The sequence below is a fragment of the Bradyrhizobium sp. BRP22 genome, assembly GCF_020194175.1.
Lineage (GTDB): Bacteria > Pseudomonadota > Alphaproteobacteria > Rhizobiales > Xanthobacteraceae > Bradyrhizobium.
This window is the reverse complement of record NZ_JADYVX010000002.1, coordinates 397,727-412,302: the sequence shown is the minus strand read 5'-3', so window position 1 is coordinate 412,302 and position 14,576 is coordinate 397,727. Positions and strand designations below refer to the sequence as shown.

13 protein-coding genes are annotated in these 14,576 nt (G+C 64.9%); 10 read left to right on the top strand and 3 right to left on the bottom strand.

The features are described from left to right. The first annotated feature begins 27 nt into the window (after positions 1-27). The 10 genes from denD to I6F35_RS04380 all read left to right on the top strand — a co-directional run bounded on the left by denD (position 28) and on the right by I6F35_RS04380 (position 9,267). Positions 28-1,014, top strand: coding sequence for a D-erythronate dehydrogenase (gene denD / locus I6F35_RS04425; protein WP_225116419.1), 987 nt, complete (start codon positions 28-30; stop codon positions 1,012-1,014). Positions 1,015-1,034: 20 nt separating this feature from the next. Continuing rightward, positions 1,035-2,003 carry a sugar kinase gene (locus tag I6F35_RS04420; RefSeq protein ID WP_225116418.1) on the top strand — a complete coding sequence of 323 codons (969 nt, stop codon included), beginning with the start codon at positions 1,035-1,037 and terminating at the stop codon, positions 2,001-2,003. Continuing rightward, positions 2,000-2,647 (top strand): bifunctional 4-hydroxy-2-oxoglutarate aldolase/2-dehydro-3-deoxy-phosphogluconate aldolase, encoded by a 648-nt coding sequence (gene eda, locus I6F35_RS04415; protein WP_225116417.1) that lies wholly within the window; start codon positions 2,000-2,002, stop codon positions 2,645-2,647. The genes I6F35_RS04420 and eda overlap by 4 nt, the downstream gene beginning before the upstream one ends. 53 nt (positions 2,648-2,700) lie before the next feature. Beyond that, positions 2,701-3,867 (top strand): acetyl-CoA acetyltransferase, encoded by a 1,167-nt coding sequence (locus I6F35_RS04410; protein WP_225116416.1) that lies wholly within the window; start codon positions 2,701-2,703, stop codon positions 3,865-3,867. A 161-nt stretch (positions 3,868-4,028) separates the two neighbouring features. Next, complete coding sequence (locus I6F35_RS04405; protein WP_225116415.1) at positions 4,029-4,229, top strand: hypothetical protein; 201 nt, start codon at positions 4,029-4,031, stop codon at positions 4,227-4,229. Between the two features lie 132 nt (positions 4,230-4,361). Then, positions 4,362-5,561: a CoA transferase gene (locus I6F35_RS04400; RefSeq protein WP_225116414.1), complete on the top strand. Its 1,200-nt coding sequence runs from the start codon at positions 4,362-4,364 to the stop codon at positions 5,559-5,561. 11 nt (positions 5,562-5,572) lie between these two features. Then, positions 5,573-6,739, top strand: a complete 1,167-nt coding sequence (locus I6F35_RS04395; RefSeq protein ID WP_225116413.1) for an acyl-CoA dehydrogenase family protein — start codon at positions 5,573-5,575, stop codon at positions 6,737-6,739. Between the two features lie 150 nt (positions 6,740-6,889). Next, entirely contained in the window at positions 6,890-8,026 is a 1,137-nt protein-coding gene (locus I6F35_RS04390) for a thiolase family protein (protein ID WP_225116412.1), read from the top strand. Next, on the top strand, positions 8,023-8,370 hold the full coding sequence (locus I6F35_RS04385; RefSeq protein ID WP_225116411.1) for an OB-fold domain-containing protein: 348 nt from the start codon (positions 8,023-8,025) through the stop codon (positions 8,368-8,370). Before I6F35_RS04390 ends, I6F35_RS04385 begins: the two co-directional genes overlap by 4 nt. A gap of 369 nt (positions 8,371-8,739) precedes the next feature. Further along, positions 8,740-9,267, top strand: coding sequence for a carboxymuconolactone decarboxylase family protein (locus I6F35_RS04380; protein ID WP_225116410.1), 528 nt, complete (start codon positions 8,740-8,742; stop codon positions 9,265-9,267). Positions 9,268-9,279: 12 nt separating this feature from the next. Here the strand turns inward: I6F35_RS04380 and glsA are convergent, their stop codons facing one another. Genes glsA through I6F35_RS04365 form a run of 3 tightly spaced genes read right to left on the bottom strand, consistent with a single transcriptional unit; the run spans position 9,280 to position 14,424 of the window. Beyond that, positions 9,280-11,139 carry a glutaminase A gene (gene glsA / locus I6F35_RS04375; protein ID WP_225116409.1) on the bottom strand — a complete coding sequence of 620 codons (1,860 nt, stop codon included), beginning with the start codon at positions 11,137-11,139 and terminating at the stop codon, positions 9,280-9,282. A gap of 22 nt (positions 11,140-11,161) precedes the next feature. Then, positions 11,162-13,237 carry a TRAP transporter permease gene (locus tag I6F35_RS04370; RefSeq protein WP_225116408.1) on the bottom strand — a complete coding sequence of 692 codons (2,076 nt, stop codon included), beginning with the start codon at positions 13,235-13,237 and terminating at the stop codon, positions 11,162-11,164. 41 nt (positions 13,238-13,278) lie between these two features. Then, positions 13,279-14,424, bottom strand: coding sequence for a TAXI family TRAP transporter solute-binding subunit (locus I6F35_RS04365; protein WP_225116407.1), 1,146 nt, complete (start codon positions 14,422-14,424; stop codon positions 13,279-13,281). Between the last annotated feature and the right edge of the window lie 152 nt (positions 14,425-14,576).

Below are 14,576 nucleotides of genomic sequence, written 5' to 3'. Positions count from 1 at the left end.
CCCTGAAGAACACGAAGGAGTTGGGTCTTGCACGTTCTGATTCTCGGCGCCGCCGGCATGGTCGGCCGCAAATTGACCGACCGTCTGCTGCGCGACGGCCGCCTCGGCAAGCAGGACATCACCAGGATGACCCTGCAGGACGTGGTCGAGCCCGCAAAGCCGGCCAATGCCTCGATCCCGGTCAAGGTGGTGGCGTCCGATTTCGCCGATGCCGGCGCCGCCGCGCCGCTGATCGCCGAGCGGCCCGACGTGATCTTCCATCTCGCCGCGATCGTGTCGGGTGAGGCCGAGGCCGATTTCGACAAGGGCTACCGCATCAATCTCGACGGCACGCGCTACCTGATCGACGCCATCCGCCTAGTCGGCGGCGGCTACAAGCCGCGGCTGGTGTTCACGTCCTCGATCGCGGTGTTCGGCGCGCCGTTCCCGGAGAAGATCGGCGACGAGTTCTTCCACACGCCGCTGACCAGCTACGGCACGCAGAAGTCGATCTGCGAGCTCCTGATCAACGACTATACCCGCAAGGGCCTGTTCGACGGCATCAGCATCCGCCTGCCGACCATCTGCGTGCGGCCGGGCCGGCCGAACAAGGCGGCGTCGGGCTTCTTCTCCAACATCATCCGCGAGCCGCTCGCCGGCGAGGAAGCGATCCTGCCGGTGTCGGAAGACGTCCGGCACTGGCATGCCTCGCCGCGATCGGCGGTCGGCTTCCTCGTGCATGCCGGGACCATGGATCTCAACACCATCGGCCCGCGCCGTAACCTCAGCATGCCCGGGCTCTCGGCCACGGTCGGCGAGCAGATCGCGGCGCTCGAGCGCGTTGCCGGCAAGAACGTTACTGCCCGGATCAAGCGGGTGCCGGACCAGACCATCATCGGCATCGTCTCCGGCTGGCCGCGCGATTTCGTCACTGAGCGCGCGCTGAAGCTCGGCTTCACCACCGCCGAGAAGACGTTCGACGATATCATCCGAATTCACATCGAGGACGAGCTCGGCGGCAAGTTCGCGGCGTAGTTTGCCTGCAGGATGCGGTCATGACGCGGGTAGCCTCTATCGGCGAATGCATGATCGAGTTGAGGCAGGCCCAGGGCGGGCCCCACAGCGGGACGCAAGGCGGCCTCTACTCCCGGGGTTACGGCGGTGACACCCTCAACACTGCCGTCTATCTCGCGCGCCTCGGCATCAACGTCGACTACATCACGGCGCTTGGCGACGATGCCTTGAGCGATGAGATGAGCGCGGGCTGGAAGGCCGAGGGTATCGGAACCACGCGCGTCGTTCGGCTGCCGGGCAAACTGCCCGGCCTCTATCTGATCCAGACGGATGAGAAGGGCGAACGCAAATTCTTCCATTGGCGCGAAAACTCGGCCGCGCGCAAGCTGATGCACCTGCCGGAGACCGAGGACCTCCTGAATTCGCTCGCGACCTATGATCTCGTCTACCTCTCGGCCATCACGCTCTCGATCTATGATGATTACGGGCGAGGGCGGTTGATGACGGCCTTGAAGCGCGCGCGCCTGCTCGGGACGCGCTTCGCGTTCGATACCAATTTCCGTGCCCGTGGCTGGCCCGATCTGAGCGAGGCGCGCAGCGTCTACAGCGCCGCGTTCGAGGCAGCCGACATCGTGCTCGCCTCGACCGAGGACCTGCTGCCGCTCTATCCCGGCGAGAGCAACGAGGCGCTGCTTGCAGGCATTCCGAGCCCCGAAGTGGTGCTGAAGCTGCCGGAGCCTGCCTGCGTCCTGCGCTTTCCCGGCGGATCTCGGGAGGTGAGGGCCGAGCCGGTGACCCAGCCGATCATCGACACCACCGCGGCCGGCGACAGTTTCGCGGCCGCCTACCTCGCGGCCCGGCTGTCCGGTGCCGAGCCGCCGGAAGCCGCGCGTGCCGGTCACCGTCTGGCCGGCGTCGTGGTGTGCTATCCCGGCGCGATCATTCCGCGCTATGCCATGCCGCCGAAGAAAGCGCCGCGACCGACCAGTTCCCGCAGGGCCTCGCAATGACGTCAGCCAAACAGGAAACGCTCGCCACGCTGTTCAGTGAGGCCAAGGTCATCCCCGTCCTCACCATCGAACGGCGCGAGGATGCGGTGCCGTTGGCACGCGCGCTGGTCGCAGGCGGCGTGGACACGCTGGAAGTCACCTTGCGCACGCCGGTCGCAATCGAGGCGGCAAAGGCGATCCTGGCCGAGGTGCCGGATGCGATCGTCGGCATCGGCACGATCCTGAGCCCCGACGATCTTGCGCGCGCCGAGGCGCTCGGCGCTAGGTTCGGCATCAGCCCGGGTGCGACGCCCGAGCTCCTGAAAGCCGCGGCCGGCTCTAGCCTGCCTTTCGCGCCGGGGATCGCGACCGCGTCCGAGCTGATGCAGGCGCTGACGCAAGGCTTCGATCTCGTGAAATTCTTCCCCGCGGAATCTTCCGGCGGTATAAAGGCACTGCGGGGGCTGGCCGGACCGTTCCCGAACGTGCGGTTTTGCCCCACCGGCGGCATCGGGGAGGCCAATGCCGCCACCTGGCTGGCGGAGCCCAATGTGGTCGCGGTCGGCGGATCCTGGCTCTGCCCGTCCGCCGAGGTCAGGTCCAACAATTGGGCGGGCATAACCGCCATGTGCGACCGCACCATGAAATCGCTGAAAGCCGGGTGAAGTCCGGTTGGGGATCAGCTACAAGCGATCAGGAACATTTTGGGAGAACGGCCATGACAGCCAGCATCGTGGGGTGGGCGCACACCCCCTTCGGCAAATTCGACGCGGAGACGGTTGAGAGCCTGGTGACGCGTGTCGCCAACGAGGCGCTGACCGATGCGGGCATTTCGGCTGGCGACGTCGACGAGATCGTGCTCGGCCATTTCAACGCCGGCTTCTCGCCGCAGGATTTCACGGCCTCGCTGGTGCTGCAGGCCGATCCGCAGTTCCGTTTCAAGCCGGCCACGCGCGTCGAGAACGCCTGCGCGACCGGATCGGCCGCCGTGCACCAAGGCATTCGCGCGATCCAGACCGGCGCCAAAATCGTGCTCGTGGTCGGCGTCGAACAGATGACGAAGACGCCAGGACCGGAGATCGGTCGCAACCTGTTGCGCGCGTCCTATCTGCCCGAGGACGGCGAGACGCCCGCGGGCTTCGCCGGCGTGTTCGGCAAGATCGCGCAGGCCTATTTCCAGAAGTATGGCGACCAGTCCGATGCGCTGGCGCTGATCGCCGCCAAGAACCACAAGAACGGCGTCGCCAATCCCTATGCGCAGATGCGCAAGGATTTCGGCTTCGAGTTCTGCCGCGCCGAGAGCGACAAGAACCCGTTCGTCGCCGGCCCCTTGAAGCGCACCGACTGTTCGCTGGTGTCGGACGGCGCCGCCGCGCTGGTGCTGACGGATTCGGAAACCGCCAAGACCATGGGCAAAGCGGTGAACTTCCGCGCCACCGCGCATGCGCAGGATTTCCTGCCGATGTCCAAGCGCGACATCCTGCAGTTCGAGGGCTGCACCGTGGCCTGGCAGCGCGCGCTGGAACAGGCCGGCGCCAAGCTGTCCGATCTTTCCTTCGTCGAGACCCATGACTGCTTCACTGTCGCCGAACTCATCGAATATGAAGCGATGGGCCTGACCCCGCGCGGGCAGGGTGCGCGGGCGATTCTGGAAGGCTGGACGCTGAAGGACGGCAAGCTGCCGATCAATCCATCCGGCGGGCTCAAGGCCAAGGGCCACCCGATTGGCGCCACCGGCGTCTCCATGCATGTGATGAGTGCGATGCAGCTCACGGGCCAGGCGCCCGAGGGCATGCAGTTGAAGAACCCTGAACTTGCCGGCATCTTCAACATGGGCGGCGCCGCGGTTGCGAATTACGTTTCGCTGCTGGAGCCGGCGAAGTAGGCTGTCGGCGGAGCGGGCTGCCGTAGCGTTGCAGGGTGGGTAGAGCGCAGCGAAACCCACCATCTTCGCCCCAGGGTCGTCGTTGATGGGTTTCGCTGCGCTCTACCCATCCTACGGAAGCACCGCGGTATGCCGCGGCGCATCGTTTCGGAGCGTGCATCATGGGTAACGAAAGCTCGTTGTCGCTGGACGAACTCAACGATCGCATCGCGATTCTTGAAGACAACATCAGGCAGTTGATCGAACAGGCCGCCGCGGCGTCCGGCGAGCAGAACGAGGCGCGCATTGCCGACCGCATCAGCCAGCAGAATGACGAGCTCGAGCGGCTGATGAAGGAGCGCGACGCGCGGTCGCCGAGATAGCTTCCGCTACCCGCCGCGCATACGCCCATACGCGCGGCGCGCCTTGATCTTGCGGACGCCCTGCCGTTACTACGTCCCCGGTAGTGATAACGCGGCCGTGATTGGCCGCCTCTCGGGGAGGATGACGAGGCCATGGGACCGCTGGAGGGCATCAAGATCGTCGACATGACGACGGTGCTGATGGGGCCGTATGCCACGCAGATGCTCGGCGACTACGGCGCCGACGTCATCAAAGTGGAATCGCCCGATGGCGACGTCACGCGCCAGATCGGCCCGACGCGCCATCCCGGCATGGGTCCGGTGTTCCTCAACACCAACCGCAGCAAGCGCTCGATCTGCCTCGACCTCAAGAAGCCGGCCGGCCGCGAGGCGGTGCTGCGCCTGATCGCGAAGGCCGATGTGCTGGTCTATAATGTGCGCCCGCAGGCGATGGCGCGGTTGCAGCTCGGCTATGACGTCGTTTCCAAGATCAATCCGCGGCTGATCTATGCCGGCGTGTTCGGCTTCGGCCAGGACGGCCCGTATGCCGCCAAGCCGGCCTATGACGACCTGATCCAGGGCGCCACCGCGCTTCCGGCGCTGATGGCGCAGACCTCCGACGGCGTGCCGCGCTACGTGCCGAACGCGCTGGTCGATCGCATCGTCGGATTGACCGCGGTCGGCGCGATCTGCGCGAGCCTCGTGCATCGCGAAAAGACCGGGCAGGGCCAGCGCGTCGACATCCCGATGTTCGAGACCATGGCGGGCTTCGTGATGGGCGACCACATGGGTGGGCTGACTTACGATCCGCCGCTCGACCGCGGCGGCTACAAGCGACACCTGTCGCCGGACCGGCGGCCATACAAGACGAAGGACGGCTATATCAGCGTCATCGTCTATAACGACAAGCAGTGGGACAATTTCTTCGCAGCCACCGGCCGCGATGATTTGCGCAACAATCCGAAGTTCGCGACCTTTGCCGGCCGCGCCGTCAATATCGATGTCGTCTATGCCGAGCTCGCGCGCATCTTCGAGACCAGGACCACCGCGGAGTGGAACGCGATCCTCGAGAAGGCCGACGTGCCGGTCATGCCGATGCACGACCTCGAAACCCTGCTGCAGGACCCGCATATCGTCGCAACCGACGTGTTTCCGGTTATCGAGCACCCGACCGAAGGCCGCATCCGCAGCATGAAAGTTTCGGCGCACTGGTCGGATACCAGGGCCGAGCCGCAACGACTGGCGCCGCGGCTCGGCGAGCACAGCGCGCAGATCCTGGGCGAGGCCGGCTTCACCGCGGACGAGATCGCCGCCATGCTGCGCGACGGCGTCACCAGGGCACCAGCGAACTAGGACAGACACAGATGGATTTTGCGCTCTCGGCCAACCAGGAATCCATCCGCGATGCAGTCGCAAAAATCTGTGCGCGCTTTGACGACGCCTATTGGCTGAAGAAGGACAAGGAGGGCGGTTACCCCGCCGACTTCCACCGCGCGCTGGCGGATGCCGGCTGGCTCGGCATCTGCATCCCCGAGGAATATGGCGGCTCCGGGCTCGGCATCACTGACGCTGCGATCATGATGCGCACGATCTCGGAATCCGGCGCCGGCATGTCGGGCGCGTCGGCCGTGCACATGAACGTGTTCGGGCTCAATCCGGTGGTCGTGTTCGGCACCAAGGAGCAGTGCCGGCGCATGCTGCCGCCGATCATCGATGGCCGCGACAAGTCCTGCTTTGCGGTGACCGAGCCGAACACCGGGCTCAACACCACCCAGCTCAAGACCCGCGCGGTGCGCAAGGGCGACAAATACATCGTCAACGGCCAGAAGGTCTGGATTTCGACCGCGCAGGTCGCCAACAAGATCCTGCTGCTGGCGCGCACCACGCCGCTGGAAGAGGTGCGTACGCCGACGCAGGGTTTGAGCCTGTTCTACACCGATTTCGACAAGAAGCGCGTCGCCGTGCACGAGATCGAGAAGATGGGCCGCAAGCCCGTCGACTCCAACGAACTGTTCTTCGAGAACTTCGAGATCCCGGTCGAGGACCGGCTCGGCGAGGAAGGGCGCGGCTTCGAATACATCCTGCACGGCATGAATCCGGAGCGGATCCTGATCGCCGCCGAAGCGGTCGGGCTCGGCAAGGTCGCGCTGTCGCGCGCGCAGGCCTATGCCAAGAGCCGCATCGTGTTCAATCGCCCGATCGGCATGAACCAGGCGATCCAGCATCCGCTCGCCAAATGCTGGATGGAGCTGGAGGCCGCGTGGTTGATGGTGCTGTCGGCCGGCTGGCACTACGACAATGGTTTGCCGTGCGGCCCGGCTGCCAACTCGGCGAAGTTCCTGGCCGCCGAAGCCGGTTTCCGCGCCTGCGAGCAGGCGGTGATGACCCACGGCGGCTTCGGCTATGCCAAGGAATATCATGTCGAGCGCTATTTGCGGGAATCCCTGATCCCTCGCATCGCTCCGATCAGCCCGCAGCTCATCCTGAGTTTTATTGCCGAGAAGGTGCTGGGGCTGCCGAAATCGTATTGAAGGTGGGGTAATGGCGTCTCCACAATTGACACTGTCATTCCGGGGCGCGCGCAGCGCGATCCCGGAATCCATTTCACCACGTCACATGTGGTCCGATGGATTCCGGGCTCGCCGCTTCGCGGCGCCCCGGAATGACGAGGAGATAGCCTCATGAGTTTCATCACTGGCGTCGGGCTCACCTCATTCGGCAAGCACGAAGGCTCGTCCTCGCTCGACCTCATGAGCAAGGCGGCGGAGCTGGCGATTGCCGATGCCGGCCTGAAGCGGTCCGAGATCGACGGCATCCTCTGCGGCTATTCCACGGTGTCGCCGCACATCATGCTCGCGACCGTGTTCGCCGAGCATTTTGGCATTCGCCCGTCCTATGCCCATGCCGTGCAGGTCGGCGGCGCCACCGGGCTCGCGATGACCATGCTGGCGCATCATCTCGTCGATGCCGGCGTGGCGAAGCATGTGCTCGTGGTCGGTGGCGAGAACCGTCTGACCGGGCAGAGCCGCGACGCCTCGATCCAGGCGCTCGCCCAGGTCGGCCATCCCGATTACGAAGTGCCGCTCGGGCCGACCATCCCCGCCTATTACGGCCTCGTCGCCTCGCGCTACATGCATGAGTATGGCGTCACCGAGGAAGACCTCGCCGAGTTTGCGGTGCTGATGCGCAAGCACGCGCTGATCCATCCCGGCGCGCAATTCCATGACCCGATCACGGTTGCCGATGTGATGGCTTCAAAGCCGGTGGCGAAACCGCTGAAGCTGCTCGACTGCTGCCCCGTTTCCGACGGCGGCGCGGCATTCGTGATCAGCCGCGAGCGGACTGGCGACGTCGGTGTGCGTATCCGCGGCTGTGCGCAGGCACATACGCATCAACATGTCACTGCTGCGCCGGCTCTAAATGAACTCGGCGCCGAGATTGCGATCGCCAAGGCCAAAGCGATCTCTCGTGTTGCGATTTCCGATGTGCGTTACGCCGCGGTCTACGACAGCTTCACCATCACGCTTGCGATGCTGCTCGAGGATCTTGGCCTGGCAAAGCGCGGCGAGGCGGCAGCGCGCGTGCGTGCCGGTCACTTCAATCATGACGGCGCGATGCCGCTCAACACCCATGGCGGGCTCTTGAGCTACGGCCACTGTGGCGTCGGCGGCGCGATGGCGCATCTGGTCGAGACGCATCTGCAGATGACAGGACGCGCCGGCAACCGCCAGGTCCGCGACGCCTCGCTGGCGCTATTGCATGGCGATGGCGGCGTGCTGTCCTCACATGTCAGCATGTTCCTCGAGAGGGTGCGATGAGCGACTGGACCAGCGGCGCGGAGGCGATCGTCTATCAATCCTGCGCCTCCTGCGGCGCTGTGCAATATTGCCGCCGCAGCTTTTGCTCTGTCTGCGGCGCACCCGATCCGCAGGAGAAGCGTGCCAGCGGGGCAGGGACGGTGTACGCGACCTCGCTGGTCTGCCGCGCCGCCACGCCCGAGACGCGCGCGCATGTGCCCTACAACATCGTGCTGATCGACACCGCCGAGGGCTTTCGCATGATGGGCCATGGCGAGAACGATCTTGCGATCGGCGACAAGGTGAACGCGCGTTTCGCGCAGTTCGCGGGCCGCCTGGTGCCGTATTTTGAAAAGGCTAAATAGTCGCGATCACCGCCAATAGAGCACAATGCTGGCGATGACGACCATTGCCGTCACCGCCAGCATTTGCGCGAGCGCCTCCGAGGCCGCCCTCTTGGTGGCTTCCTTCATGCCTATTCCCCCTAGACTTGGGCGTGACTCATCGTGGCGCGGAATCCCGCGCGGACGATGGCCTTTTAGATTGGTACTCGGAACACCCCGCGACGCATATTCGCTCTGATTGAGTCCCCACTCGGCGAATATCGACGGTAGCAAGGTCGAATACCATTGCGGCGGCATTTTGACTCGGCTGTGTTGCTCGTGCGTCAAGCGCCAGATAGTGTTTTGAGACTTAACGGAACCAAGCAAAACGAGAAAAACGAGAAGGAAAGAATGGCCCGCATCGAATACAGCGATCCTGCCAAGGCCAGCGATCGCACCCGCGAAATCCTCGACAAGAACCGCAACGCCAACATCTTCCGCATGATGGCGCATTCGCCCAGCTATTTTGAGCAGTATTGCCGGCTCGGCGGCGCGATCCGCCACAAGGGCGAGCTTGATCCTGTCGTGCGCGAGCTTGCGATCACCCGCACCGGTATCCTGTGCGAGGCGCCTTATGAAATCGTCGCGCACAAGCGGATCGGCAGGAATGTCGGCGTCACCGACGAGCAGAACGAGGCGCTGGCAAGCTGGCAGTCCGCCACCTGCTTCAGCGAGGTGCAGCGCGCCGCGCTCGCCTTCACCGACGAAATCGTCAAGCTCAACAAGCCGACGGACGCGACTTTCAAGGCGATCGCCTCGAAGCTTTCGCCGGCCGCACTCGTCGAGCTGCAGCTCTCGGTCGGCTTCTACATCATGACCTCGAAATTCCTCGAGACATTCGAGATCGACCTGCAGCCGGTGACGGAAGTGGTGGGCTGAGAGAGAGGGGCTTTAGGTCGACGTCAGCAGATCTACCTTCGCATTGGCGACGATCAGCCGGTCGGCGAGCAACTGCGCGAGGTTGCGCATGATCCGCTCGCTGGCGCGCGGGTGCTGCTTGCGGAATTGCTCGAAATCGCCGAGCCGGATTTCCCAGGCGGTTGCGGCCTGATCCGCCGACACATCGGCGGAACGCACCGGCTCGATCATCGCCATCTCGCCGAATGCCATGCCGGCGGTGAGCGTCGCCAGGCGGATGCCATCGGGCAGGGTGACGTGCACCACGCCGCTGCGCAGGAAGAACAGCGAGCCAGCGGGCTCACCGGCGGAAAGGATCTTCTCGCCGGAGCGATAGGTGCGGGTCGCGGCGAGCAGCGCCAGGTCAGCCAGCTCGTCCGCGCTCAATCCGGCCAGCAGCGGCTGCTCGGACAATTCCGTGGTCTCGAAGAAATCGATCGAGCCGCCATAGCGGTACACGATCTGGTCCTCCGCCCATTCGATCGCGGTATCCAACAGGTAGAAGTCCCTGATGTTGCCGAGCTTGGCCGTCCATTCACGCAGCGTCTTCCATTGCTTCGACGAGCGTCTGACGCCCGACAGGATCACGGTGACGCCGAGCGCGGCGAGTTCTTCGAAGGCCTCGGCGACCAGCCGCGCGCCGGCGCGGGTGGTGGAGGTGACCCGATGCAGGTCGAACACGACGAATTGCGGCCGCGGCTCCGACGCCAGGCGCCGCGAGACGTAGTCGACCGCGGAGAGCGACAGCGTGCCGACCAGTTCGATGATCCGCACTTCCTGATGATGTGCCGCCAGGATGTCGCGCTCCTGCGGGCGGCGGACGCGCCGCGACGGGCTCTTGCCGATATTGTAATCGGCGATGATGCTGGTGCGCGCGTCATCGCTGCGGTTGAGCATATGCAGGTCGTAGTGCGAGGACAGCGCCTCGCACACCTTGATGCCGCGCACGCTGTTGCCGTGCTTGTCGAGTTTGGGCGAGTAGCTGCCGAGCCCGAGCCGCGCCGGCAGCGCCGCGAGAATGCCGCCTCCGACCCCGCTCTTGGCGGGGATGCCGACGCGATAGATCCATTCGCCGGCGAAATCATACATGCCCGACGACGTCATCACCGAGAGCGTGCGCGAGATCGCATACGGCGTCATCACCTGCTCGCCGGTCAGCGGATTGATGCCGCGATTGGCCAGCGTTGCCGCCATCACCGCGATATCGCGCGCGGTCACCAGCACCGCGCATTGCCGGAAATAGACATCCAGCACGGAGGCGACATTGTCCTTGATCACGGCATTGGTGCGCAGGAGATAGCCGATCGCCCGGTTGCGGTCACCGGTCGTGCTCTCCGAATGATAGACCGCCTCATCGAGCGTGAGTTCGCGCCCGGCAAAGCGGCCGAGCGCCTGCCGGATATAGTCGAAGGCGGCATCGCCCTTGGCCTCGTGGATCAGCCCGGTGCAGGCGATGGCGCCGGCATTGACCATCGGATTGAACGGGTGGTTTTCCGCATTCAGCCGGATCGAGTTGAAGGGATCGCCCGACGGCTCGACGCCGATGGCGCTTTCCACCCGGCCCGCGCCCAGCGTGTCCAGCGCCAGCGCGAACACGAAGGGCTTTGACATCGACTGGATGGTGAAGGGCACCTTGGTGTCGCCGACCTCATAGACGTGGCCGTCCAAGGTGGCGAGGCTGATGCCGAAGTGGGCAGGGTTGGCCTTGCCGAGCTCGGGAATGTAATCGGCGACGGCGCCGCCGGTCTCGGCGGCGAACTCGTCATGGCAAGACTGCAGGAACCGCAGTAGAGGCGGTTTTGAGCGGGTCCAGGCCGTGGCACTGGCGGGGGAAGGAGGCGGCTCCGGTTTCATCGCCTCCTGTTGTGCAACGCAATCAGGGAGCGCGCAACTGGTTCGGTATGAGCGCCTGCCGCCGGACCAGAAGCAGCGCGATCAGGACCGTCGGCACCAGGATAGCAAGGCCGAGCAGCGTCACCTGCATCTGCGAGAGGGGCATGATGCCGCCGCCGGGGGTCGCCACCACGAAGCCGCCGATCACGAGCAGCACCCGCAGCGGCCATTCCAGCGCGCCCGCGCGACTGAGATCGCCGACAAAGGCCTGGTAGCCCTGGATGCCGCCGCAGATGAACAGCGTGCCGACGCCGGCAAGCGTCATCAAGCCGAGGCCGGCGAGGTAGGGGGAGGGTCCCTGCAGCACCAGCGCCGGGTTCAGCACGAAGAAGAACGGGATGAAATAGATGATGCTGCCGACCCACATCGATTCCCAGCCTGTCTTCATCGCCGGCGATCCGGCGATGCCGGCCGCCGCGAAGGATGCGATCGCGACCGGCGGGGTGATCGACGACAGCATGCCCCAATAGAAGATGAACATATGGACCGCCATCCGGTTCAGCCCGAGCTTCTCCAGCGCCGGTGCCACCAGGATGGCGAGGAAGATGTAGCAGGCGGTGGTCGTCAGGCCGAGGCCGAGGATCAGGCTGGTGAACGCGCACATCGCCAGCAGCAGGAGGGCGTTGTCGCCCGCGAGCGTCAGCAGGTCGTTGGCGAGGCTGGAGACCACGCCGGTCATCGAGAACGCGCCGATCAGAAGCCCGCAGCCGGCGAGGATGCCGACCAGCTCCACGAAAGTGCGGCCGTTGACCTCGAGGAATTTCGCAATCGTGGCGGGCGTCCAGCGCGTGTCCTTGGAGAAGATCTGGTTCAGCACCAACAGCAGCGCGGTGGCGTAGAACGGCGCATGGCTCTCGCGCTTGAAGTAGAGCAGCATCACGATCAGGAGCGCGATGACGAACACGTAGTACCAGCCGGACTTGAGGGTATCGATCACCCGCGGCAGCTCGGCGCGCGGGATGCCCTTCAGGCCATGGCGCGCGGCATAGGAGTCCACCTGCATGAACAGGCCGACGTAATAGAGCACGGCGGGAATGATCGCAGCGACCGCGACTTCGGCGTAGCTGACGTTCAGGAACTGGGCGATCACGAAGGCGGTGGCGCCCATCACCGGCGGCGCCAGCACCGCGCCGGTCGAGGCGCAGGCCTCGATCGCGCCGGCATAGGAGGCGCGGAAGCCGCTGCGCTTCATCACCGGGATCGTCATGGTGCCGGCGGTGAGCACGTTGGAGATGATCGAGCCGGACATCATGCCCAGCAATCCGCTCGCGAAGATGCAGACCTTTGCCGCCCCGCCGCGGAACGTGCCGCACAGCGCAAAGGAGATGTTGATGAAGAACTTTCCGGCGCCCGTCATCATCAGCGCGGTGCCGAAGACGAGGAAGCCGATCACGGTGTCCGCAAAGGCCTGGATCGGAATGCCAAGCAGGCTCTCGCCCGAGAGCACGTGATAGGCGGTGGCCTGATCGAAGGTGAGCTCGGAGCCGCGGAACGGCCCGAGCCAGCTTGCTTCGGCAAACAGCGGATAGACCGTGAAGGGGAACACGCTGAGCAAGAGGCTCCAGCCGCCGGTGCGGCGCAGCGCCTCCATCAGCACCGCCCACATCACGACTCCGGCGACGAGCACATTGCGCGGCGCGCCATCGGACTCCCAGCCGGACTCCGCCGCCTTGCGGATGTTGAGCATCAGCCAGATCGCGGCCGCGAACGTCAGCGCGAACAAGAGAAGATCGTACCAGGGAATCCGGTCGAGCGGCGCCGAGCCCGTTCCCGGAAAGATCAGGAAGGTGAACGGCAGCATCAGCGCGATCAGCAGATAGAAATACTCGGTGTTGAGCTGGGTGTAGCCGATCAGGAAGCGCAGCGAGAATTGCTGGTTGATGCAGAGCAGGATGGTGACCGCGGTCGCGACCACCAGCGCCCAGCGCCAGCCGCCGCGCAGGCTGCGGACGCGCGTGACCTCGGCCTCCTGCATGTTGCCGGCGCCGGAGTGAGGATCATCGAACTCGATCCTCTTCGGCGGCGCGGCCATGGCGCTATCGAGCGGAGAAGCTGACATCAGGGACTCCCCACGTTCGCCAGTAATGGAAGCTTGCGGATCTATTCAAAACCGTTCGGCATGTTCGCCTTGGCAAGCGCCGCCGCACGCGCCTTCGTCCAGCCTTCCAGGAATGCCTTGTCATCGGACGGCGGATTGGACTTGCCGTAGTCCGCCCAGGCGGCGGTGAGCACCTCCTGGCGCTTGAACAGCGCGTTGTTGTGGGCCTCCTGCTGGTCGCTCCACTGGCCCGCTTCCTTCAGCGCCTTCACGGCGCCCGGATGCACCGGCACGACCCAGTTCTTGGTCTGCCGGTCCGCGGCAAGCCCGCCCGCGCCCGGAGCTGAATCCTTGTAGGCGTCGTAGTTGACGATCATCGCCTTGGTGATGGCGTAGACCTGGTCTGCGGGCACCGACGCGTAGGCGACGAAGATCGGGTAGGGGTAGGTGCCGAGTTCGATCGGCTTCTCTGGCGAAATGCCGGCGCCGCAGGTTGCGCGATGCGGGAAGAAGAACGAGCCGACCTTCTGCACGCGTTCCCATCCGGCCTTGTCGTTGGCCGGAAGCGGCGGCCAGATCAGTCCCCGCGGCGAGGTCTCGGCTTCCTTCGCGGGGCCGGTGATGGTGGTGCCGAACGCCGCATCGGTGTCGTTGTTGATGAGGCCCTTCCACATCGCGCCGTAGCTGGCGAACTCGACGGCCTTGACGTCGCTCTGCTTGAGGCCGCCGAAGGCGAGGATGGCGAGCGAATTCTGGTTCAGCGCGGGCGAGCCGACCACGAAGCCGACGCGTTTGCCCTTGAGATCCTTGATGTCCTTGACGCCGATATCGGCCGCTACACCAAGCGAGCCGGCGTTGCAATCGACCGAGGACAACAGGAGCTGCAGCGGCTGCGGTCCCCATTCCCTGGCGCCGAACTCGAACACGCCTTCTTGCGCAAAATAGGTGCCGGAACCCATCGCCGACATTGTCGCGCGCTTGGCGCGCAGCGGCGCAAGCCGCGCGACGTCGTTGCCGGCCGGCAGCACGCGGACGTCGGTGCCGTACTTGTCCTTCATCATCTTGCCGACGCCGACTGCGATGTTGAATCCCGCGGTGCCCGTGTCGTAGGCGGTCACGCCCATCGTCGGCGGCAGCTTGATGTCTTCGGCGAGCGAAGGTCCTGATACGAGTAGGGTGACGCCGAGCGCGAGCAGACCACGGATCATGGTTCCTCCCTGATGTTTCGCTTAGCGAAACGTGTTGTTTGAGAGGATCATTGCACCGCATAGCGGTGATGGCAACGGCGCTCCGTTGGCGCGAGCCACCACCATCGTCGCATCACCGGACAGATTGTCGCGGATGTCGCTGTGTGCGCGCG